The organism is Nisaea sp., from assembly GCF_040217065.1.
Taxonomy (GTDB): Bacteria; Pseudomonadota; Alphaproteobacteria; order Thalassobaculales; family Thalassobaculaceae; genus Nisaea.
In genome coordinates, this window is the sequence record NZ_JAVJNX010000005.1 from 625,049 (window position 1) to 646,769 (window position 21,721).

Sequence of the window (21,721 nt, forward strand, 5' to 3'; positions counted from 1 at the left end):
CGAGATTGGACAATGCTGGCGACCGTCCTGGATCGTCCGGCAAGGCGCGTGCGGGGCCGGCTGGCGAACGTGGCGTCGGCGAACCGGTCACGTGCCGGGCTATGGCTGCCGGTGGCTTTCGGTGCCGGCATTTTCGGCTATTTCAACCTCTCTGCGGAGCCGCCTTTGTGGGTCGGGCCGGGCCTGCTTGGATTCCTTGTCCCGCTTCTGTTGACCGTCCGCCGTTCCGCCATGGCCGTCTTCGTCGTGATACCGGCAGTGGCGGCCGCGTGCGGATTCTCCGCTGCCCAGTACAGAACCCTGCAGGTCGCCGCGCCGGTGCTGAAACGGGAAATGGCGGTAGCTCTCACCGGAATGGTGGAAGACGTCAGGAACACCGCGCGCGGAGAACGGTTGATCGTCCGCGTGGAGCAGTTTGGCCGGCTGGCTGCAGCGGCCCGGCCGGGCCGGGTCAGGATACTCCTGTTGAAACGGGACCGGGCGCCGCCTCCAGGGGCCAGGATCAAGGTATTCGGACGTTTCAAGCCGCCCCCTCCGCCGGTTGCGCCCTACGCTTATGATTTCCAGCGGGCGCTCTATTTCGAGGGGATCGGTGCCGTTGGATTTGCTCTTGCGCCGCTGTCTCTTGAAACGCCCGGCCCTGTTCCCCTTTCCCGGCGATTATCGGCACTGCGCAGCGCCTTGTCGGAGCGGATACGAGAGCGGCTTCCGGGGGATGCCGGGGCGCTGGCAGCGGCACTGCTGGTCGGGGACCGGGACTGGATCTCCGAGGGTGCCACGATGGCCATGCGCGATGCGGGGATAGCGCATCTGCTCGCGATTTCCGGCCTTCACATGGGGTTGGTGGCCGGGTTTGTCCTTTTCGCAGCTCGTCTTTTGCTCAGCCTCCACCCGACTGTCGCGCTGCTCTGGCCGACAAGAATGATCGCGGCATCGGGTGCGATTCTGTTCGCCACGGCCTATCTCTTCCTATCCGGTGCGTCGGTGCCGACACAGCGGGCCTATGTGATGACCCTTGTGGTCCTTGTCGGAGTGATGATCGGGCGCCGGGCAATATCCATGCGCCTGATTGCGACGGCGGCCACCATCATCATGCTGGCGCGACCCGACTATGTCTTGAGTGCCAGTTTTCAATTGTCCTTCGCCGCCGTGACCTGTCTTGTCGCGGTGTACGAATCAGGTATCTGGAACCGCAGGCCGGCAGGTGGGCGGCTGTTTGCCGGACTGGTCCGGCCTGTCGGGCTGCTGGCGATCAGTTCGGTGGTCGCCTCCAGCGCCACGCTGCCATTTGCGCTCTACCACTTTCAGAAAGCCGCGCTCTATGGCGCGGCCTCGAATCTGCTTGCCATTCCGGCAGCCAGCCTCTGGATCATGCCGCTCGGTGTCGCGGCGCTTTTCCTGATGCCGGCACGGCTCGAGGCACTGGCTCTGGTACCGATGGGATGGGGCCTTGAAGGCGTGCTTCACCTTGCCCGCATCGTGCAGGATTGGCCGCATGCCACGCACGTGGTGGCGGCCCCGCCTGGATGGTGTCTGGGTCTTGCCACCTGTTCCGGGCTCTGGATCTGCCTTTTGCGTGGCCGCGTGCGGTTCGCCGGCCTGCCGCTTCTGACGGTGTGCGTGGTGGTTCTTCTCGTCTCCCCCTGGACACCGCCGACCATCGTGATCGCGGACCGGGCACGGGCGGTCGGTGTGTTTTCGGAGACGGGGATGGCGTCGACCTCTCGCTATACCGGATTTACCGCTGAAATCTGGCGTCGCCGGGCGGGAATGCTGGAAATTCCGGCGAAAAAGGGCGGTCCGGCACTCAGCTTCGACTGCGACAGTCTGGGATGCGCGCTGAACGCACCGCGGATCGGGGCTCTCGCCTGGTCGTCGGATGCGCAGTCCCTTGCAGAGGATTGCCAGCGAGCGGATATTCTGGTGACGCGGGTCCGCGTGCCGGACATCTGTCCGGTTCCGCACTTGATCCTCGGTCCGCATCAGATCAGGCCTGGCGGTTCCATTGCGATCTGGCTGGATGGACCTGTGCCGAAAGTGGTATACTCAAGGCAGGTGCAGGGAAACAGACCCTGGTCCACGGCGGCAATAGGCAGCCGGGACGAAAAGCATTGAATTTTTATGTGAAAAAAGAGATAAATTTAGGCAAACTACCTGAGCTTATTTGCTAGCTCGGTTTGCGGAAAGGTAAGGCGTCAGTGTCAGATACGACAAATAAACGCGCTCTGAACATTCTGGCGGACTCGGTATCCGATGTTGTCGGCACAAAAAATCTTGCCTATATCGCGATCAAGAAAGCCTCAGACGAGGAAGGTAATGCCGCCCGCCGGGAATGGGCCACGTCTGTGTTCGATCAGATCCCGCTGACCAACCGGCGCGAGATCAAGAGTGTGGCGATCACCAAAGCACAGGAAGAACGCCGCCATGTCCTGTCCGTGCGGGCACGAAACAAGCCGCAGCCGGAAGTCAAGATCGCCGATCTCGGTCTGATCTGGGGCGCCAAGGCCAGCTAACAGCGCCGGCTCAGTATTTTCTCATCAGGCCAACGAGACTGCCCTGGATCTGGACCTGGTCCGGACCGAAGATCCGCGTCTCGTAGTTCGGGTTGGCCGGCTCCAGCGCAATGGCATGGCCGCGCCGGCGGAGCCGCTTCAGCGTGACTTCATGCTCATCCACCAGAGCAACCACGATACTGCCGTTCTCGGCAGTGTCGCCGCGCTTGATGATCACGGTATCGCCGTCGAGAATTCCGGCATCAACCATGGAATCGCCAGCCACTTCCAAAGCGTAATGCTCTCCGGCCCGGATCATGGAGCCCGGAATGCCGACCCGTATGCTGTCATCGCGCAGGGCCTCGATGGGCGTGCCGGCGGCGATACGCCCCATCATCGGGATATCGATCATTTCCTCGTCCGAGTGCAGGACCTCAGACGGAGGGGAGCTGGCGGAGGCCTGGTCATTATGCGGAGCGCGGGCAAAATTGCCCGGGATCACGTTCGGCGTGAAACCGCGACTTGCCGACCGGTCCAGAGCCGCCGGATGCGCCACGGCCGCTTGCGTTGCGACCGTCGCGCTCGAATCCGGCGTGCGCAATATCTCCAGGGCCCGCGCCCGGTGCGGCAGGCGCCGGATAAAACCGCGTTCTTCCAGTGCCGTGATCAGCCGGTGGATGCCCGACTTGGACTTCAGGTCGAGCGCATCCTTCATTTCATCGAACGAGGGAGAGACGCCGGTCTGTTCCAGCCGTTCCTGGATGAAGAGCAACAGTTGGTGCTGCTTTTTCGTGAGCATCGGACACTCCCGCATTGGTTCCCAAAGGAACAAAAGATAAACATTGAAAATGTTCTACTTTGGTTCCTTTCGACCGTCAAGCCTTTGATGGAACGGAAGGATCAGATGGAAATCGTGCCGATGCCCAGCGGCAGGATGTCGACTTTCGTTCCGGCCGGGAGCGCGGGGCCATGCGGCGGGCGGATCAGCAGGCAATTGGCTTCGGCCAGCAGGGCCAGCATGGAGCTGTCCTGGCGTTCGAAGATCTCGACCACCGCTTCGCCATTCTCGTCCAGATGATAGGTCGCGCGCAGATAGTCCTGGCGCCGGTCGTTTTCCTTCAGCGACATGGCGAGGCGGGCTTTCAGGGTGGGGTTGTCCGGCTCGGTCCGGCCAAGCATGGCGGAGAGGGCCGGGCGCAGGAACACCGTGCCGCAGACAATGGTGGAGACCGGATTGCCCGGCAGGCCGAGCAGCGGAGTGTCCCCGATATGTCCGAAGATCAGCGGCTTCCCGGGCCGCATGGCGATCTTCCAGAAATCAAGCTCAAGCCCGCCCGGGCCGAACTTGTCGCTGCCGAGCGCATGGCGGACCAGGTCGTGCTCGCCGACCGAGGCGCCGCCGGTCGTGATCAGGATGTCCGCGCCTCTGGCGCCGCGCACCATGGCCTGCAAGCCCTCGACGGTATCCGGCGCGATGCCGAGGATGGCCGGCTCGCCGCCGCAGGCCCGAACCAGGGCCGCCAGGGCGTAGCTGTTGGAGCTGACGATCTTGTTCGGTCCGGTCGGGTCTCCCGGACGGATGATCTCGTCGCCGGTCGGCAGGATGGCGACGCGCGGTTTCCGGCGCACCTCGATCCAGGGCACGTTCATGGCGGCGGCCATGCCGATATCGCGCGCGGTCAGGACACGGCCGGTCCTGATCCGCACGTCTCCCTCTCGGAAGTCCAGCCCGGCCGGACGCACATAGGCGCCGGTTCTGGTCGCTTCCGCAATCTCGAGAGTGGCTCCGTCTTTTTCCGCGCTGGCCTTCACATCTTCCTGGATGACGATGGTATCGGCACCATCCGGAACCGCGCCGCCGGTGAAGATGCGAACCGCTTCACCGGGGCCGACCGTGCCCTCGAAGATGTGGCCGGCGGGCGCCGTGCCGATCCGTTTCAGTGTGGCGCCTGCCGTGGCGACGTCCGCACCGCGCACGGCATAGCCGTCCATTGCCGAGACCGCTTCCGGCGGCTGGGTGCGCCGCGCCGCGATATCGGCGGCCGCGGTGCGTCCATGCGCCTCGGTCAGCGGCACGTCCTCGGCCGGCATGACGGGCATGGCGGCGAGGATGCGGCTCAGCGCCTCCTCGACCGGCAACAGATCACTCGGCATGCCAGTCTCCGGATTTGCCGCCCGCCTTGTGAACCAGACGGATATTCTCGAGTTTCATGCCCCGGTCCACGGCCTTGCACATGTCATAGACGGTGAGGGCGGCAACACTGACGGCGGTCAGCGCTTCCATCTCGACGCCGGTACGGCCTTTCAGCTTGCAGGTCGCGGTGATGTCGACCGCATTCCGGCCGGTATCGCAGCTCAGCTCGACCTTGACCGAGGTCAGGGCGAGCGGATGGCAGAGCGGGATCAGGTCCGGTGTCTTCTTGGCGCCCATGATGCCGGCGAGGCGGGCGACCGAGAGCACATCGCCTTTCTTTACGCCGCCATCGACGATCAGTTTCATGGTGGCCGGGGCCATCGTCACGGTGCCCGCCGCCGTGGCAGTCCGCTCCGTGATCTCCTTGTCGCCGACATCGACCATGGCGGCATTGCCGCGCTCGTCGAAATGGGTCAGTTCGCTCATCGTGTCTTCCGTGTGCTTTTGCGGAGCCGGGCGGTCAGGCGACAGCCGGCACGGGCTCGTTCAGCAGGATTGCGGTGGCGCGGCGCACATCGTCCTGCCGCATCAGGCTTTCGCCGACCAGGAAGCAGCGGGCGCCGACGGCCGCCATGCGGGCGAGATCGGCCGGCTCGTTCAGGCCGCTCTCCGAGATCAGGAGCCGGTCCGACGGCACCCGCGCGGCCAGTTCCTCTGTGGTCGCGATGTCCGTCACCATGGTCTTCAGGTTCCGGTTGTTGATGCCGATCAGCGGCGATTTCAGCGCCAGCGCCCGGTCGAGTTCCGCGCCGTCATGCACTTCGACCAGCACGTCCATGCCGAGATCCATTGCCAGCGCCTCAAGGTCGGCCGCCTGAGCGTCTTCCAGCGCCGCCATGATCAGCAGGATACAATCGGCGCCGAGGGCGCGGGATTCCCAGATCTGATAGGGATCGAGCATGAAATCCTTGCGCAGGACCGGCAGTGTGACCGTGTTCCGGGCGGCGATCAGAAAGTCGTCATGGCCCTGGAAATACGGCATGTCCGTCAGCACGGAGAGACAGGTGGCACCGCCGCCCGCATAGGCTTCGGCCAAGCGCGGCGGGTCGAAATCAGCCCGGATCAGGCCCTTGCTGGGAGAGGCTTTCTTGACCTCGGCGATCAGTCCGTAGCCGACCCGGGAAGCCCGCTTCAGGGCCGAGCCGAAGCCGCGGGGCGCCGACGCCTCGTCGACACGCGCCTTCAGCTTTCCCACCGGCCGGCCTGCCTTGCAGGTGGCGACATATTCACGTTTGTCCGCGCAGATTTTCGCGAGGATATCAGTCATGGACTACCGCCTCGTTGAGGGAATTTGTGACTTTGATGAGGGCTTCGAGTTTCGCCAGTGCCTTGCCGCTGTCGATGGTCTCCGCCGCGAGGGCGACACCGTCCTTCAGGCTCGTGACCGTCTCTGACACCATCAGGGCGGCGGCGGTGTTGAACAGCACGATGTCGCGATAGGGGCCGGGCTGGCCTTCCAGCAGCGCCCGGAGCGCCTTCGCGTTCTCTTCCGGGGCACCGCCCTTGAGATCTTCCGCTTTCGCCAGGGGTAGACCCGCATCCTCCGGAGAAATCTCGAAGGACCGGACCTTGCCGTCCTCCAGCGCGGAGACATAGGTCGGGCCGGTCGTGGTGATTTCATCCAGGCCGTCGGAGCCGTGCACGACCCAGGCCCTTTCGGAGCCGAGCTTGCCGAGCACCTGGGCCACCGGTTCCACCCATTCGCTGGCAAAGACACCGACCAGCTGGCGCTTCACGAAAGCCGGATTGGAGAGCGGGCCGAGCAGATTGAAGATGGTGCGGGTGCCGAGCTCGACACGGGTGCCGCCGACATGGCGCATCGACGAATGGTGTCGTGGCGCCATCAGGAAGCAGATACCGGCCACGTCGATGGCCTTCTGCACCAGGCTCATGTCGCACTCGTTGTTGATGCCGAGCGCGGTCAGCACATCGGCCGCACCGGTGCGGGAGGACAGGGCGCGGTTGCCGTGCTTGGCGACGGGCTGGCCGGTTCCGGCGAGGACAAAGGCACTGGCGGAGGAAATATTGTAGGTCTTGGCGCCGTCACCGCCGGTGCCGACCGTGTCCATGGCATTGGCCGGGGCTGAGATGCGAAGCGCCTTTGCCCGCATCGCCCGGGCGGCGCCGGTGATTTCCTCGACTGTTTCGCCGCGCACCCGAAGGGCCATCAGGAAGCCACCCATCTGTGCCGGCGTCGCATTGCCGGACATGATGATGTCAAAGGCCGTCTGTGCCTGTTCTTCAGACAGCGCTGCGCCTGTCGCCACATGCCCGATGAGCGACTTCATGTCCTGGATGTCGCCGGTCATGTTCCGGTTTTCCGCAATTCTGTCTCGAGTTCGTCCAGCGGCCGCAAAGGCTCCGCATCGACACCGGCGAGCCGGATGAAGTTCTGCAAGAGCTTGTGGCCGTACTGGGAGGCAATGCTTTCCGGATGGAACTGGACGCCATGCAGCGGCAGCTCATGGTGCTGGATGCCCATGATCATGCCGTCATCGGTCTCCGCCGTGATCTCGAAACAGTTCGGCAGGGAGGCGCGGTCAACCACCAGCGAATGATAGCGGGTTGCCTCGAACGGGCTTGGCAGCCCCTCGAAGACACCTTTGCCGGGATGGCTGACCTTGCTGATCTTGCCGTGCATCGGCACCGGACCTCGGGTAATCTTGCCGCCGAAAGCCTGACCGATGGACTGGTGCCCAAGGCAAACCCCGAAGATCGGGATGGTGCCCGCGGCGCGCTCGATCAGCTCAAGGCAGATGCCTGCCTGGTTGGGATCACGCGGACCCGGCGAGAGCACGATGCCACTTGGCTTCAGCGCCAGCACTTCATCGACGGTGATCTGGTCGTTCCGGTGGACGGCGACATCGACCCCGAGCGATCCCAGAAAGTGCCAGAGATTGTAGGTGAAGCTGTCGTAATTGTCGATAAGTATGAACATTTTCAGACTTTTATCGAATTGTGTTGATGTAAGATCGAAGGCTCTTCTAGTGTTTATAGCAGGCCCCCGCGCGCGTCGATAGAGACTGCCCCGGCACGCGTGGCTTGGCAAACCCTTTTGGACCCGTTCATGGCGCGGAAACGCACTGGTAATAGCAGGTTTGGCACGCTCGTTCTTGCTGCCGGTGGCGGTGCGTTCGTGCTGGCGGTCTTTGCAGCCGGGCTCTGGGCCGGGATGCAGTTCGGCGCGCAGCCGTCTATCGGCGCGCCGAGCGAGATTGCCGTACGTGAGACAGCCCGGATAAACCCGGAGGCAGCGCTGGTCGCGCCGGAACGGGCGGGACCGAAGCCGCTGGACCAGGCGGCTTTGGATCGACTTGTTGCCGAGGTTGCGGAACCTGTAGCGGACGCGCTGCCGAAAGTGGCGCTGACGGTGGTTCCGCCGGACCCGGAACCCGGCCGATCCGGCATACCGGCCTGGATCCGGAACGCGGTGACGGTCAAGGCGGAAGCCGGCAAACCGATGATTGCACTGGTGATCGACGATGTCGGAATCGATCGGCGGCGCTCCGATGCCGTGATTGCCCTGCCGGGACCGATGACCCTGTCTTTCCTGACCTATGCCGAGGATCTTGCCAGGCAAACCGCAGCGGCACGGGCGCGAGGCCACGAGTTGATGGTTCATGTCCCGATGCAGCCGAAGAGCGCCGATGCAGACCCTGGCCCGAATGTCCTCAGGGTGCGCGACACGCCCGCGCAGCTTGCTGAAAAGCTCGAATGGGGGCTTTCCAGGTTCGAGGGATATGTCGGCATCAACAATCACATGGGCAGCCGCTTTACCATTGATCGCGCGGGGATGCAGACCGTCATGACCGCCCTTGGCAGCCGGGGCCTGTTCTTTCTCGATTCGGTGACGGCCCCGGACAGTGCCGGGACCAACACGGCGCGCGCTGCCGGGGTGCCGGTGCTGACGCGGGATGTCTTCCTGGACAATGAGGACACGCCGGAAGAAGTGCGATTCCGTCTGGAGCAACTGGAAAAGATTGCGCTGCGAACCGGTGCCGCCATTGCCATCGGTCATCCGCACGATGCGACGATTTCGGTGCTGCGGGACTGGATTCCGGATGCAATCGCGCGTGGTTTCGCAATCGTTCCGGTTTCGGCTCTTGTCCGCAGGCGCTATCCGGCGCTATGGCAGCAGGCTGGACGTTCGTAACCATCCTGGAAAGGGAGCGATCATGCTTGAATGGACATTCGAGGGTTTTGAAAGCCTCACATGTGTCGATCTCTATGACATTCTGCGCCATCGCCAGGATATTTTCGTCCTTGAGCAGAAATGCTTCTACCCGGACATCGACGGCAAGGACCATCTCGCCCGTCATCTCATCGGGCGGGCGGAGGACGGGAACTTTCTCGCCTATCTGCGCATTCTCGGCCCCGGCGACTATTACGACGAGCCGGCGCTCGGCCGGGTACTGGTGACGCCGCAGGCCCGGGGCATGGGACTGGCCCGCAAGCTGATGCAGGAAGGGCATGCCCGTGCCCGGGCGCTGTACGGGGATGTCCCGTTCCGGCTCAACGCGCAGGCCCATCTGAAGGATTTTTATCTGAGCGTCGGATATGAGATTGTCCGCGGCCCTTATGACGAGGACGGCATTCCGCATTACGAGATGCTGAAGGCGGCCTGAATGCGCGGTATTTGGGGGTGTCCCGGGAAAACCGTTGACGCCTGATCACTGGCAACGGGCGAACGAGCTGGTTGAGTTGCTATGGCAGGCTTCCCGGCCAGGTCCCGCCCGGCCGAAGCCGGGCGGTCTCTTCGAGAGACGTTTCAGATTGCGATGGCCGCTCCGTCACGGCGCGAATCCGCAGCACCCGAAAGGGCGCCGCTTTTCGGATCGCGGCGGATCGCATGCATGCCGCCGCACTCCATGGAGAAGGGCTTTGTGACCTCAATCTCATGGCCGCGCCGTTTCAGTTCCTCGATCACCGAATCCTCCACGCGTGCTTCGAGATTGACCTTGGCGCCGTCCCAGAGGCGGGCGCGGGGGGCGTCGATGGCGGCCTGGAGGTCGAGACCGAAATCGAGGTGATGGACCATGGCCTGCGCCTGGGTTTGCAGGATGCCGTAGCTTCCGGGGGTGCCGAGCGCCAGCACGGCCTGGCCGTCCTTCAGCGAGATGGAGGGGGCGAGACACATCCCGAAACGCTGCCCGCCGACGAGATGGTTCGGAGAGTCCGGGTGAAGGTCGCCCCAGTTCATGAAGTTGTTCATTGTCACGCCCGTTCCCGGAATGACGACACCGGAGCCGAACATGGATCCGAGGCTTTGGGTCAGGCACACCGCGTTGCCATCGCGGTCGATAGCGGAAAAGGATGTCGTGTGCTCGCGCAGTTCCGCGCCCCCGGGCAGAGGGCCGTCGCCGAACTGCTCCGTGCGGCCGATGATCGGTGCCGGATCGAGGAGGCGGTCACGCAGGGGGGCGGCGTAGCGTTCGCTGAGCAGCTCTGCCACCCGTTCCGGAGTGCATTTGTTGTTGCGGATGCGGGTTTCCGCCGCCAGGCGGACGGCCCGGAAAATCATATCCAGATGACCCGCCGAAAGATGCTCCATGGCGCCGATATCGAGGCCGTCGAGCAGTTTCAGTGTCAGCAGGAACTGAAAGGATTCGGCAGGCGGCGGCGGCACGTGAACGTCGAGTCCGCGATAATTCGTGACCACCGGCTCCTCCCAGACGGGCGCGACGGCGGCGAGGTCACCCTCAGACATGCAGCCGCCGAGCGAACGAAGATGGGCGATCATCTTTCGCCCGAGCGGGCCGTCATAGAGATAGGAAGGCCCCTCGGCCGCGATGGCTTCCAGGGTACCCGCCAGATCCGGCTGCTTCAGGACGGCGTTGAGGGTGGCGTCGCCGGTCGGGTCGATATAGGTGGAGAGCCATTCCGGCTGCATTGCTCTCGGACGGCTGACCCGTACCATCTCGACAAAGAATGGTGAGACAGGAACACCCTGTCGCGCATGCTTTATTGCTGGCGCCAGGAGGGTGCTCAAGGGAAGTGTGCCGAGTTCGGAGGCAAGCGTGCACCAGCCGGCCAGGTTGCCCGGCGTTCCGCTGGCATTCGCCCCGTCTCGGATGGCGAGACTGTTCAGTTTGCCGGCATCGAATGCAGACGGAACCGGCGGGTGGAAATCGAGAACGCGGACTTTCCGTTCCTTGGCCGTGAAGATTGTTGCACACCCGAGCCCGGCAAGGCCGGACATGAACGGCTCGGCGACGTTGAGAACTGCGGCGGTGGCGACGATGGCATCGAATGCATTGCCGCCAGCCTCCAGCATCCTGGCACCTGCCGCCGAGGCCAGCGGGTGGGCGGAAGAGACCATTCCGCCAACCGCACGCACTGTCGGACGGCCGTGTGAATAGACGGCGACACCCATCGAAATTCCCCCATTGAATTGAAGCGAGGCGAGCAGGACACCCGCATCCAGCGTGAGCCGCAGAACACGACTGGAGTGAGGATGCCGGTGACGACAGGGATGATCAATCCAAAACATGTCCCTGAGACCGGGTGTGCGGCCGCCTCAGGACGCCGCGGATCTTCACACAGCAACAATCTGACGCGTCTCCCTCTTGAGGCGGCCGCGAGGTGACGTGGCCGCTTTCAGAAGCAAGGGAGATCAGAGTTATGAGCTTGAAAAGCGGAATTATTGCCGCCGTTGCGGCGCTAGTCGTTTCCGCCGGGACGGGGACAGCGGCAGCGGAAGAATTCTACCGGGGTTTGCTGACGGCGAATGCCGGTGCAGTACTGGATCTGCGGCCGCAGAGGTTCAATTTTGCCGGTGGCGGATTGTCTTTCAACAAGGTTCTTGCAAATCTGTTGATCGTCAATCCCGCCACCGAATGTGCGTTACGATTGGATACCGAGAACGCAATTCCCAATGTCGGCGACCAGTCTCCTGTCGAACGGCTTCCGAATACCTATACGGCAACTTATGATGCCGGGGTCGGGGGCCTTCCGGCGGGGCATGTCAGCCTGACGACCACGGCGGTAAACCCGGCGCAGGATTTCAGCGGACAGCTGCATACGGCGTCGATGAATGATCCGAATGCGTTCAATGACAATTTCATCGTCAGTATCGCCGACACCGATGTTGCTGACGAGGAATGCCGCGATAAAATTAAGCAGTTCGAGTAAGTTCGGTCTTTTCCGAAATAAAAACGCCGCCTTCGAGGCGGCGTTTTCCATTCAGGTATCTCGCCCTCAGGCTGCGTCGCGGGCTCCCGCCGCATCGGCCTCGTCAATGGCTGCCTGGGCCGCCGCGAGGCGGGCGATCGGCACCCGGTAGGGCGAGCAGGACACGTAGGTCAGGCCGACCTCGTGGCAGAAGCGGACCGATTGCGGGTCGCCGCCATGTTCGCCGCAGATCCCCATCTTCAGGTCCGGGCGGGTCTTCAGGCCCTTTTCGACGCCCATGCGCACCAATGCGCCGACGCCATCCCGGTCGATGGTGATGAACGGATCTGCCGGCAACAGGCCGCGCCGCAGATATTCGTCGATGAAGCTGCCGGCATCGTCACGCGAGAAGCCAAAGGTGGTCTGCGTCAGGTCGTTGGTGCCGAAGCTGAAGAATTCGGCCGTCTCGGCAATCTCGTCGGCCACCAGACAGGCGCGCGGCAACTCGATCATGGTGCCGACCATGTAATCGAACTCCTCGCCGGACTCTTTCTTCACCGCGTCTGCGATCCGCCGGACGATCTCTGCCTGATCGTCCATTTCAGCCTTTGTGCCGATCAGCGGGATCATCACTTCCGGAATGGCCGTGATGCCTTCCTTCTTCACAGCAACTACGGCTTCGAAGATGGCCCGGGCCTGCATTTCGCAAAGCTCCGGATAGGTGACGGCGAGGCGGCAGCCGCGATGACCCAGCATCGGATTGGCTTCGTCCAGTTCCGCCTTTCGGATTTGCAGCGCGCGCAGCGAAACGCCGGCGGCATCGGCCACGGCCTGCATTTCCTCGTCCGTGTGCGGCAGGAATTCGTTCAGCGGCGGATCCAGCAGACGAATGGTCGCCGGCAGCCCGTTCATGATGCGGAACAGGGCGGTGAAGTCCTCGCGCTGGTACGGCAGAAGCTTGGCAATGGCGGCGCGGCGGGCGTCCGGATCGCGGGCCAGGATCATTTCGCGCATGTGCACGATCCGCTCCGGATCGAAGAACATGTGCTCGGTCCGCGACAGGCCGATGCCTTCGGCACCGAAATCGATGGCGGTCTGGGCATCCAGCGGGGTTTCCGCATTGGCCCGCACGCCGAGGGTCCGGAACTCGTCCACCCAGCCCATCAGCTCGCCGAAATCGCCAGTCAGCTCGGGCTTGATGGTGGCGACTTCACCCTTCATCACCTCGCCGGTGGTGCCGTCCAGGGTGATGACATCGCCTTCGGCAAACTCGCGGCCACCGGCCAGCATCACCTTGTTCTTGCCATCGACCTTGATCTCGCCCGCGCCGGAAACGCAGGGCGTGCCCATGCCGCGTGCGACGACGGCCGCGTGGGAGGTCATGCCGCCGCGGGTCGTCAGGATGCCCTCGGCCACATGCATGCCGCCGATATCCTCGGGGCTGGTCTCGTTGCGAACCAGGACAACCTTCTTGCCGGCCTTGACCCATTCCTCCGCCTCCTCGGCGGTGAACACGATCTGGCCGCTGGCGGCGCCGGGAGAGGCGGGCAGACCGCGGCCGACGACATCGCGCGTGGCATCGGGATCGAGGGTCGGGTGCAGCATCTGGTCGAGCTGGGCCGGGTCGATCCGCTTCACGGCTTCGCGCTTGTCGATCACACCCTCGCGCACGAGATCGCAGGCGATCTTCAGTGCGGCTGCGGAAGTCCGCTTGCCGTTCCGTGTCTGCAGGATCCAGAGCCGGTTCTGCTGAACCGTGAATTCCATGTCCTGCATGTCGCGGTAATGCGCTTCCAGCTTGTCGCGGATCGCCACCAGCTCCCTGTAGACCTCCGGCTGGACCTCTTCCATGGAGGCAAGGTCGCCGCCGCCTTCCTCGCGCTCGGCGATGGTCAGCGGCTGCGGCGTGCGGATGCCGGCCACTACGTCCTCACCCTGGGCATTGACCAGGAACTCGCCGTAGAAGCGGTTGTCGCCGGTCGAGGGATTACGGGAGAAGCAGACGCCGGTCGAGCAGTCGTCACCCATATTGCCGAACACCATGCTTTGCACGGTTACGGCAGTGCCCCAGGCTTCCGGGATGTCATGCAGGCGGCGATAGGTGTTCGCGCGCTGGTTCATCCAGGAACCGAACACGGCACTGATGGCGCCCCAGAGCTGTTCCTTCGGATCCTCGGGGAATTCCTTGCCGAGAACCTCTTTCACCCGGGCCTTGTATTCGGAGACGATGTTCTTCCAGTCGTCCGCCATCATCTCGGTGTCGAGACTGAAATCCTTCAGCTCTTTGTATTCCTCGAGGATTTCCTCGAAATTGTAATGTTCCACCTCAAGCACGACGTCACTGTACATCTGGATGAAGCGACGGAAGCTGTCATAGGCGAAACGCTCGTCACTGGTCTCGCGGGCGAGGGCGGCGACGGTCTCGTCGTTCAAGCCGAGATTGAGCACCGTGTCCATCATGCCGGGCATGGAGGCGCGGGCGCCGGAGCGTACGGAAACCAGAAGCGGCTTCTCGGTCGAGCCGAAGCCGCGGCCGAGGCTGTCCTCAACGGCTTTCAGACCGGCTTCAACCTGCTCTGCCAGGTCGCCCGGATAGTTGCGTCCATTGGCGTAATAATGCGTGCAGACCTCGGTCGAGATCGTGAAGCCCGGCGGTACCGGAAGGCCAAGGCTGGCCATCTCCGCCAGATTTGCACCCTTGCCGCCCAGCAGCTCCCGCAACTTGGCCGAACCGTCGGCCTTGCCTGCTCCGAAATTGTACACCCACTTGGCCAAGATCCGCTCTCCGAGTCATGGTTCCGGTGCCTGGCGTCCGGGACAGGCGCGCCCCGGGGCGATCGGCATCGTTTGATTGTTGCACCTGCGAAGAGGGCAACGGGGTCGGATGGTGTTTACTCAAAGAATGGCATTGTTGGAAGGAAAGAGTCGCAGTTCCGGGCGGAATTTGACTCTTTCATGACAAGGATTTTTGGAATCAGTGTGCCATCAGGACGGGAACCGTAAGATTCTCCAGCACATCCCGTGTCGTTCCACCGAAAATGTCCTCGCGAATACGGGTCCGGCTATAGGCTCCCATGACCAGGATGTCGGGGTTTGTGCTGGTGCAGTGTCCGAGGATGGTCTTGGCGATCCCGCCATTGTCCGGAAGCACGACCTGGCGGGCATCGATTCCGTGCCGGCGGAGATGGCGGAGGATGTCGTGGCCGCAATCGGGCGGCGTATCCTTCGGGACCACGGTAACAATGTCGATCCGGCTCTTGGTCTCCAGGATCTGCATGGCGTCGGTCAGGGCGCGGGCGGCAGGCCGGCTGCCATCCCAGGCTACAACGGCAAATTCGTTGAAGGGGCGGTCCTGATATTGCTGCGGCACCACAATGACAGGCTTTCCAGAGAGCAGCACGATATCCTCCGGCCGGATCTGAGCCGTCACGCCGCCTGATGCGTTGAATTGGCCGACGAGCAGGATATCGAAATATCGAGAGGCTTTCGCCAGGACCCGGTTCGGCTCACCCTGTTCCGCGAACCAGTCCCCGTTGCCGGTATGCCCAAGGGCTGCCAGTTCCTGGCGGAACTGCTCCTTGATGCCGGAGACATTGTCCCGTTCCGCCTTTTGCAGGGTTTCCAGGATGCTGTCCGGTATCCACTGGCGGGTCTGGTTATCGAGGTGGATGGGCGGATTCACATGCAGCCCTGTGACGGCCGCAGCATATTTCTTGGCCATACGCACTGCCAGACGCAGCGCGGCGTGACTGTTGGCCGTGCCGTTATAGGCGACGGCCAGATCCTTGATTGCCATTCATTCCTCCCATAGCCGCCTATTCGGCGGCTTCCACATTCTCCCGCACGGCTTCGATCTTGGCCGCGCAGAATTTGAACTCTGGAATCTTGCCCATCGGGTCGAGCTGCGGATTGGTCAGCAGGTTTGCGGCCGCCTCTGCGAAACAGAACGGGATGAAGATCATGCCCTCCGGCACGTCCACTTCCTGGCGCGCCTTCAGCGTGACCGTGCCGCGCCGGGTGGTGACCCGGACATAGTCGCCGGCCAGCACGTCCATTCGCTTCATGTCCCAGCGGTTCAGGCCGGCAATGGCTTCAGGCTCCAGAGCGTCCAGGGTTGCGGAACGCCGGGTCATGCTGCCGGTGTGCCAATGCTCAAGCAGCCGGCCGGTGGTAAGGATCATCGGATAATCCGCATCCGGCAGCTCGGCCGGTGCCGTGACCTGGGCCGGAACGATCTTCGCGCGGCCGGATGCTGTGGGGAACCGGTCGCCGAAGATGATGTCATTGCCCGGTTTGTCCGGCGCGTCGCAGGGATAGGTGACTGCCTCTTCCCGCTCCAGCCGTTCCCAGGTGATGTTCTTCAGGGACGGCATGATCTCGGTCATTTCGGCGAAGATGTCTGACGGGTGGCTGTAATTCCAGTCCAGCCCGATCCTCTGCGCCAGCTCCTGGACCAGCTCCCAGTCCTGCCGGGCCTGACCCGGGGCCGGCACAACGGGACGGGCAATCTGCACCTGGCGGTTGGTATTGGTGAAGGTGCCCCATTTTTCCGCATGGGCGGAGGCGGGCAGCACCACGTCGGCATGCCAGGCGGTCTCGGTCAGGAAGATGTCCTGTACCACCAGATGTTCGAGATGGGCGAGCGCCGCCCTCGCGTGATTCTGGTCCGGATCGGACATGGCCGGGTTTTCGCCGAGGATATACATGGACTTGATCTCGTCGCGCAGGATGGCGTCGATGATCTCGACCACGGTCAGGCCCTTGACCGGCGGCAGGTCCGTTTTCCAGAACTCCTCATAGGCCGAGCGGATGCCGGGATCCTCGACGGACTTGTAGTCCGGGAAGACCATCGGGATCATGCCGGCATCGGAGGCGCCCTGCACATTGTTCTGGCCGCGCAGCGGATGCAGGCCGCTGCCGGGCCGGCCGATCTGTCCGGTGGTTAGCGCCAGCGCGATCAGGCAGCGGGCATTGTCCGTGCCGTGGATATGCTGGGAGACACCCATGCCCCAGAAGATCAGCGATGCCGTGGATGTGGCGTAGAGCCGGGCCACGGAACGGATGGTCTCGGCGGGAATGCCGCAGATCTCCTCCATCTTTTCCGGCGCGAAATCCTTGATGCTGGATTTCAATGCCTCGAAACCCTCTGTATTCGCGGCGACATACTGAACGTCGTAGAGATTTTCCTCGACGATGGTGTGCAGCATGCCGTTCAGCAGGGCCACGTCGGAGCCGGGCTTGAACTGCAGGACCTTGGTTGCATGGAGGGCGAGACCGTTATTCTGGCCGCGCGGATCCATGACGATCAGCTCCGCGCCCTTCTTGGCTGCGGCCTTCAGGAACGTCGCGGCAACCGGATGGTTCTCCGCCGGCCGGGCACCGATGACGATGATGCAGTCACTGTCCTCGGCCGCGGTGAAGGGAGCCGTCACGGCACCGGAATTCAGCCCTTCCATCAGGGCGGCCACCGACGAAGCGTGGCAGAGCCGGGTGCAGTGATCGACATTGTTGGTGCCGAAACCCTGCCGGATCAGTTTCTGGAAGATATAGGCTTCCTCGTTCGAGCATTTCGCCGAGCCGAAACCGGCCAGCGCGTCGCCGCCGTCGCGATCGATTACCTTTTTCAGGCCCGATGCCGCCCGCTCCAGGGCTTCTTCCCAGGTCGCCTCGCGGAAATACTTAGAGACCTCGCCCCGGTCGATCTGCATGTCGCCGGCTTTCGGCGCGTCGTCGCGGCGGATCAGGGGCACGGTCAGCCGGTCCGGGTGGTGGATGTAATCAAAACCAAAGCGGCCCTTGACGCAGAGCCGGTTGTTGTTTGCCGGACCGTCCCGTCCGTCGATATGCAGGATCTTGTCGTCCTTCACATGCACCCGGGTCTGGCAGCCGACGCCGCAATAGGGGCAGAGCGTGTCGACGACCCTGTCCGCGTATTCTGTCCGCGTGCCGGCCTTGTCGAGCAGGTTGGCTTCCATCAGCGCCCCGGTCGGGCAGGCCTGGACGCATTCGCCGCAGGCAACGCAGGTGGACTCGCCCATGCCGGCGTCGAAATCAAACACGACCTTCGAACCATGCCCGCGATAGGCCATGCCGATCACGTCGTTGACCTGCACTTCGCGGCAGGCCCGGACGCAGAGATTGCAATTGATGCAGGCATCCAGATTGACCGAGATGGCCGAATGCGTGAGATCGGCCTTCGGCCGGTCGGCGCCGGGGAAGCGGCTGGCATCCCCGATTTCCATCTGGTCGACCCAGTTCCAGAACTTTGAGTCCGGATCGTGGCTGGTCTTGCGTTCCGGCTGATCGGCAATCAGCAGCTCGAACACCATATCGCGGGATTTCTTAGCGCGTTCGCTCGCCGTCTGCACTTTCATGCCCGGCGTCGGGGTGCGCACACAGGAAGCGGTAAGGGTACGTTCGCCCTCGACCTCGACCATGCAGACCCGGCAGTTGCCGTCGGCCCTGTAGTCCTTTTCTGGCTGCCAGCAGAGATGCGGGATTTCGGTGCCGAGGCGGTCCGCCACCTGCCAGATGGTCTCGCTTGCCTGGGCTTCGACGGTTTCGCCGTTCAACTCGAAAGAGATGCGATCGCTCATTTCAGGTCTCCCGGGAAATATTTCATTACTGATCTTATCGGGTTGGGCGCCGCCTGGCCGAGTCCGCAGATGGAGGCGTCCGCCATGACCGCACTGAGTTCTTCAAGCAGGTCTGTGTCCCAGCTTGGCTGCTGCATCAGCTTGACGGCCTTCTCGGTGCCGTTGCGGCAGGGCGTGCACTGGCCGCAGCTCTCGTCCTCGAAGAATTTGAGGAGGTTCAGGGCCACGTCCTTCATGTCGTCCTTGTCGGACAGGATGACAACCGCATGGGAGCCGACGAAGGAGCCGTGCTTCTCCAGCTGGCCGAAATCGAGCGGGATGTCCGCCATCTCGGCCGGCAGGATACCGCCGGACGGTCCGCCGGGCAGGTAGCCCTTGAAGCTGTGTCCATCGGCCATGCCGCCGGAATGCACCTCGATGAGCTCGCGCGCGGTAGTGCCGGCCGGAACCAGTTTCACGCCCGGATTCTTTACCCGGCCGGAAACGGAATAGCTGCGCAGGCCCTTGCAGTCATTCTTGCCCTGGTCGGCGAACCACGCGGCACCGTTCTTCAGGATCTCGGGGACCCAGTACAGCGTCTCGATATTGTTCACCAGTGTGGGGCGGCCGAAGATGCCGTTGACCGAGACATAGGGCGGCCTGTGGCGCGGCAGGCCGCGCTTGCCCTCGATGGACTCGATCATGGCCGATTCTTCGCCGCAGATGTAGGCGCCGGCGCCGCGCCGCAGATCGATCCTGGTATGTTTCGTCAGGCCTGCCGCTTCGATGGCGGCGATTTCCTTCAGCAGGATGGCCCGGGCTGCCGGATATTCGTCCCGCAGATAAATATAGACCGTCTCGGCTTCGACCGCCCAGGCGGCGATCAGCATGCCTTCCAGGAACTGATGCGGATTGCTCTCCAGGAACAGTCGGTCCTTGAACGTGCCGGGCTCGCCTTCATCACCGTTGACAGCCATCAGGCGCGGACCCTGTTCGGCGCGCACGAAGCTCCATTTCCGCCCGGTCGGGAAGCCGGCGCCGCCGAGGCCGCGCAGGCCGCCTTCGGAGAGGGTTTCGATCACGTCCTCGACGCTCCGGGAGCCTGAGGTGCAAGCCTTAAGCGCGGCATAGCCGCCGTCCTTGCGATAGGCGTCGAAAGCCTTGTAGTCCGGAATATGCGCGTGCAGATGGCCGCTCCTGGCGACTTCGAGCACTTTTTCCGGCGTGCAGTGATCCACATGTCGGTGGCCGGCTTCGGCTGCGGGTGCCAGATCGCAACGACCCATGCAGGGCGCGCGCAACACACGAATGTCGGCGCCAGCGTTGGCCTCAAGTTCCGAGATCAGGCGTTCCGCGCCGGAAAGGGCACAGCTGAGAGACTCGCAGACCCGGATGGTCACCGGTGCAGGGCGTTCCTCACCGTCGCGGATAATGTCGAAATGCGCATAGAACGACGCGACTTCATAGATCTCGGACATCGGGATGCGCATTTCGGCAGCCAGCGCGTGCAGCAGGCCGGCAGGCAGGCACCCCTCGCTGTCCTGGATCAGATGCAGATGCTCGATCAGCAGGTCCCGGCGTCGCGGTAGGTCGCCGAGGATCGCGCGGACACGGTCGCTGTCGTCACCATCAAGGAATCGCCCTTTCGGCAGCGCAGGGGCCTTTCTCCGGCCCGAACCGGGATGGATTTTTTTCCCGACTTTTATCTGATTCATGGTCTTTGCGGCCTTCTTGTTGCTTCCTCAGCATATCCCGGGATCCTTGTCACCGGATCCTGATCGACTTCCGATAGCGTCCCATGGAACGCTATCGGTCGGTTGTTCTCTTGCTTCGTCCAAGCGCGCCATCAATTCGCTTCTGAGCGTCGCCTTTACGTCGTTGCGTGCTTTTGCACGTCAGGCCCGGCTTGGCCTGCCATGGCCCGGGATTATCATTCCCACGCCCCGGAGATCGAGCCGGAAGTCGCCAATAAATCGAATAAACCCTACTTCAGTGTGCGTTCTTTTTTGGTCGCGTCAGCAAGTCGATAAATGGTGGCATCTTGTATACCATAGTGGGGTGTCAGGAGGCTGTCGAGTGCCAGAATAGTGTCATATTATAGAAAAGCCTCAACAAATCTGCGCTGTTCTGTTTGCGCATTCCCGCATGGCGCGCCCAGTGAACATACTGTTCAGGAGAAACTGGTATACAAGATACTTTGCCTTGGTATACCATTTTCATGCCATGAAAAGTTGTTGGTCCTCACCGAAAAGCGGGACTACGATATGGCGACGGGCAAAAACAAAACAATAAGTTGCCCGACGAACAACATAGGGAGGAGTTCTATGAAAATCTCAAGACGCAGTCTTATGGGCTTGGCTATTGTTGCCGGTCTCGGACTTGCCGTTCCTGCACCTGCGCAGGCGTTTGAGCCGGTGAAGCCGATCGACTTCATTATTATGGCTGGTAAAGGCGGTGGCGCGGACAAGATGGCCCGCCTGATGCAGACCATTGTTGAAAAACACAAGATGGCTTCCAAGCCGTTGATCCCGATCAACAAACCTGGCGGGTCGGGTGCTGAAGCCCTCGTGCATGTCCAGAATGCGAAGGATCAGGACCACACCATCATGGTGACCCTGAACAGCTTCTACACGACGCCCATGCGCCAGCCCGGGCTCGGGGTCGACTCCCTGAAATTCGCGCCGGTTGCGCGGATGGCGGAAGATACCTTCCTGCTCTGGGTCCATAAGGATGCAGGCCTGACCAGCTTTGAACAGTGGGTCGACCATGTGAAGAGCGTCGGTGATCAGTGGGTCATGGGCGGTACCGGCAAGTTGCAGGAAGACCAGCTGATCACGGATTTCCTGAACTCCAATTTCGGCCTGAAGATGAAGTACGTTCCCTACAAGGGTGGCGGCACGGTGGCCAAGCAGGTTGCCGGCAAGCACATCAATTCCTCCGTGAACAATCCGTCGGAAATCGAAGGCTTCTATAACGCCGGTGCGGCTATTCCGCTGGTGGCCTTCACCAATGGGCGCCTGGACAAGTTCCCGGACGCACCGACCATGAAGGAAAAGGGTCAGGACTTCGCCTATTACATGCAGCGGAGTGTCGTTGGCGCACCGGGCATGTCGACGGACGCCCAGGCCTATTACACCTCGTTGTTCAAGAAGGTCTTCGACAGCAAGGAATGGCAGGATTACCGCACGAGCAAGAGCCTGTACGGCGATTTCCTGTCCGGAGCCGAGCTCCAGGCATACTGGAAGGTCAACAACGAGACGCATCGCAAGATGCTGGCCAAGGCAGGCGCCTCCTGATCACCAATCTGAGCAGCCCCGGGGCCTGAGCGCGTCGGGGCTGTGATTTCAGGG

At 62.7% G+C, this 21,721-nt stretch carries 17 protein-coding genes; 6 read left to right on the top strand and 11 right to left on the bottom strand.

The annotated features are described in order from the left end of the window. Positions 1–12 precede the first annotated feature (12 nt). Both RH950_RS07630 and RH950_RS07635 read left to right on the top strand, forming a co-directional pair. On the top strand, positions 13–2,115 hold the full coding sequence (locus RH950_RS07630; protein WP_350055317.1) for a ComEC/Rec2 family competence protein: 2,103 nt from the start codon (positions 13–15) through the stop codon (positions 2,113–2,115). A gap of 83 nt (positions 2,116–2,198) precedes the next feature. Then, positions 2,199–2,513 (top strand): hypothetical protein, encoded by a 315-nt coding sequence (locus tag RH950_RS07635; protein ID WP_350055319.1) that lies wholly within the window; start codon positions 2,199–2,201, stop codon positions 2,511–2,513. A 10-nt stretch (positions 2,514–2,523) separates the two neighbouring features. Here the strand turns inward: RH950_RS07635 and lexA are convergent, their stop codons facing one another. The 6 genes from lexA to RH950_RS07665 all read right to left on the bottom strand — a co-directional run bounded on the left by lexA (position 2,524) and on the right by RH950_RS07665 (position 7,624). Next, positions 2,524–3,291, bottom strand: coding sequence for a transcriptional repressor LexA (gene lexA, locus RH950_RS07640; RefSeq protein ID WP_350055321.1), 768 nt, complete (start codon positions 3,289–3,291; stop codon positions 2,524–2,526). 101 nt (positions 3,292–3,392) lie between these two features. Continuing rightward, positions 3,393–4,646, bottom strand: coding sequence for a molybdopterin molybdotransferase MoeA (locus tag RH950_RS07645; protein WP_350055323.1), 1,254 nt, complete (start codon positions 4,644–4,646; stop codon positions 3,393–3,395). Next, positions 4,636–5,112 carry a cyclic pyranopterin monophosphate synthase MoaC gene (moaC, locus tag RH950_RS07650; RefSeq protein ID WP_350055325.1) on the bottom strand — a complete coding sequence of 159 codons (477 nt, stop codon included), beginning with the start codon at positions 5,110–5,112 and terminating at the stop codon, positions 4,636–4,638. The genes RH950_RS07645 and moaC overlap by 11 nt, the downstream gene beginning before the upstream one ends. Before the next feature lie 34 nt (positions 5,113–5,146). Then, entirely contained in the window at positions 5,147–5,953 is an 807-nt protein-coding gene (trpC, locus tag RH950_RS07655; protein WP_350055327.1) for an indole-3-glycerol phosphate synthase TrpC, read from the bottom strand. Continuing rightward, positions 5,946–6,995 (bottom strand): anthranilate phosphoribosyltransferase, encoded by a 1,050-nt coding sequence (gene trpD, locus RH950_RS07660; protein ID WP_350055329.1) that lies wholly within the window; start codon positions 6,993–6,995, stop codon positions 5,946–5,948. Before trpD ends, trpC begins: the two co-directional genes overlap by 8 nt. Continuing rightward, on the bottom strand, positions 6,992–7,624 hold the full coding sequence (locus tag RH950_RS07665; protein WP_350055331.1) for an anthranilate synthase component II: 633 nt from the start codon (positions 7,622–7,624) through the stop codon (positions 6,992–6,994). Before RH950_RS07665 ends, trpD begins: the two co-directional genes overlap by 4 nt. Positions 7,625–7,753: 129 nt before the next feature. Here RH950_RS07665 and RH950_RS07670 point away from each other — a divergent pair, with 129 nt between their 5' ends. Then, on the top strand, positions 7,754–8,839 hold the full coding sequence (locus tag RH950_RS07670; RefSeq protein WP_350055333.1) for a divergent polysaccharide deacetylase family protein: 1,086 nt from the start codon (positions 7,754–7,756) through the stop codon (positions 8,837–8,839). A gap of 22 nt (positions 8,840–8,861) precedes the next feature. Further along, entirely contained in the window at positions 8,862–9,311 is a 450-nt protein-coding gene (locus RH950_RS07675; RefSeq protein WP_350055335.1) for a GNAT family N-acetyltransferase, read from the top strand. A gap of 143 nt (positions 9,312–9,454) precedes the next feature. Here the strand turns inward: RH950_RS07675 and RH950_RS07680 are convergent, their stop codons facing one another. Beyond that, on the bottom strand, positions 9,455–11,059 hold the full coding sequence (locus tag RH950_RS07680) for a gamma-glutamyltransferase family protein (RefSeq protein WP_350055337.1): 1,605 nt from the start codon (positions 11,057–11,059) through the stop codon (positions 9,455–9,457). 248 nt (positions 11,060–11,307) lie between these two features. Between RH950_RS07680 and RH950_RS07685 the strand changes: the two genes are divergently transcribed. Continuing rightward, a complete protein-coding gene (locus RH950_RS07685) occupies positions 11,308–11,817 on the top strand; it encodes a hypothetical protein (protein WP_350055339.1) in 510 nt (169 codons plus the stop codon). A gap of 66 nt (positions 11,818–11,883) precedes the next feature. On the opposite strand, the gene ppdK is transcribed toward RH950_RS07685, so the two are convergent. The 4 genes from ppdK to RH950_RS07705 form a co-directional block, all read right to left on the bottom strand. Further along, on the bottom strand, positions 11,884–14,571 hold the full coding sequence (gene ppdK, locus RH950_RS07690; protein ID WP_350055341.1) for a pyruvate, phosphate dikinase: 2,688 nt from the start codon (positions 14,569–14,571) through the stop codon (positions 11,884–11,886). Between the two features lie 199 nt (positions 14,572–14,770). After that, the gene (locus tag RH950_RS07695; protein ID WP_350055343.1) at positions 14,771–15,592 is read right to left on the bottom strand and encodes a universal stress protein; all 822 of its coding nucleotides are present in this window, start codon (positions 15,590–15,592) and stop codon (positions 14,771–14,773) included. A gap of 19 nt (positions 15,593–15,611) precedes the next feature. Next, positions 15,612–18,392, bottom strand: coding sequence for a formate dehydrogenase subunit alpha (gene fdhF / locus RH950_RS07700; protein WP_350055345.1), 2,781 nt, complete (start codon positions 18,390–18,392; stop codon positions 15,612–15,614). Further along, on the bottom strand, positions 18,389–20,086 hold the full coding sequence (locus tag RH950_RS07705) for an NAD(P)H-dependent oxidoreductase subunit E (protein WP_350055347.1): 1,698 nt from the start codon (positions 20,084–20,086) through the stop codon (positions 18,389–18,391). The genes fdhF and RH950_RS07705 overlap by 4 nt, the downstream gene beginning before the upstream one ends. Before the next feature lie 609 nt (positions 20,087–20,695). Between RH950_RS07705 and RH950_RS07710 the strand changes: the two genes are divergently transcribed. Next, positions 20,696–21,667 carry a Bug family tripartite tricarboxylate transporter substrate binding protein gene (locus RH950_RS07710; protein ID WP_350055349.1) on the top strand — a complete coding sequence of 324 codons (972 nt, stop codon included), beginning with the start codon at positions 20,696–20,698 and terminating at the stop codon, positions 21,665–21,667. The last annotated feature ends 54 nt before the right edge of the window (positions 21,668–21,721 follow it).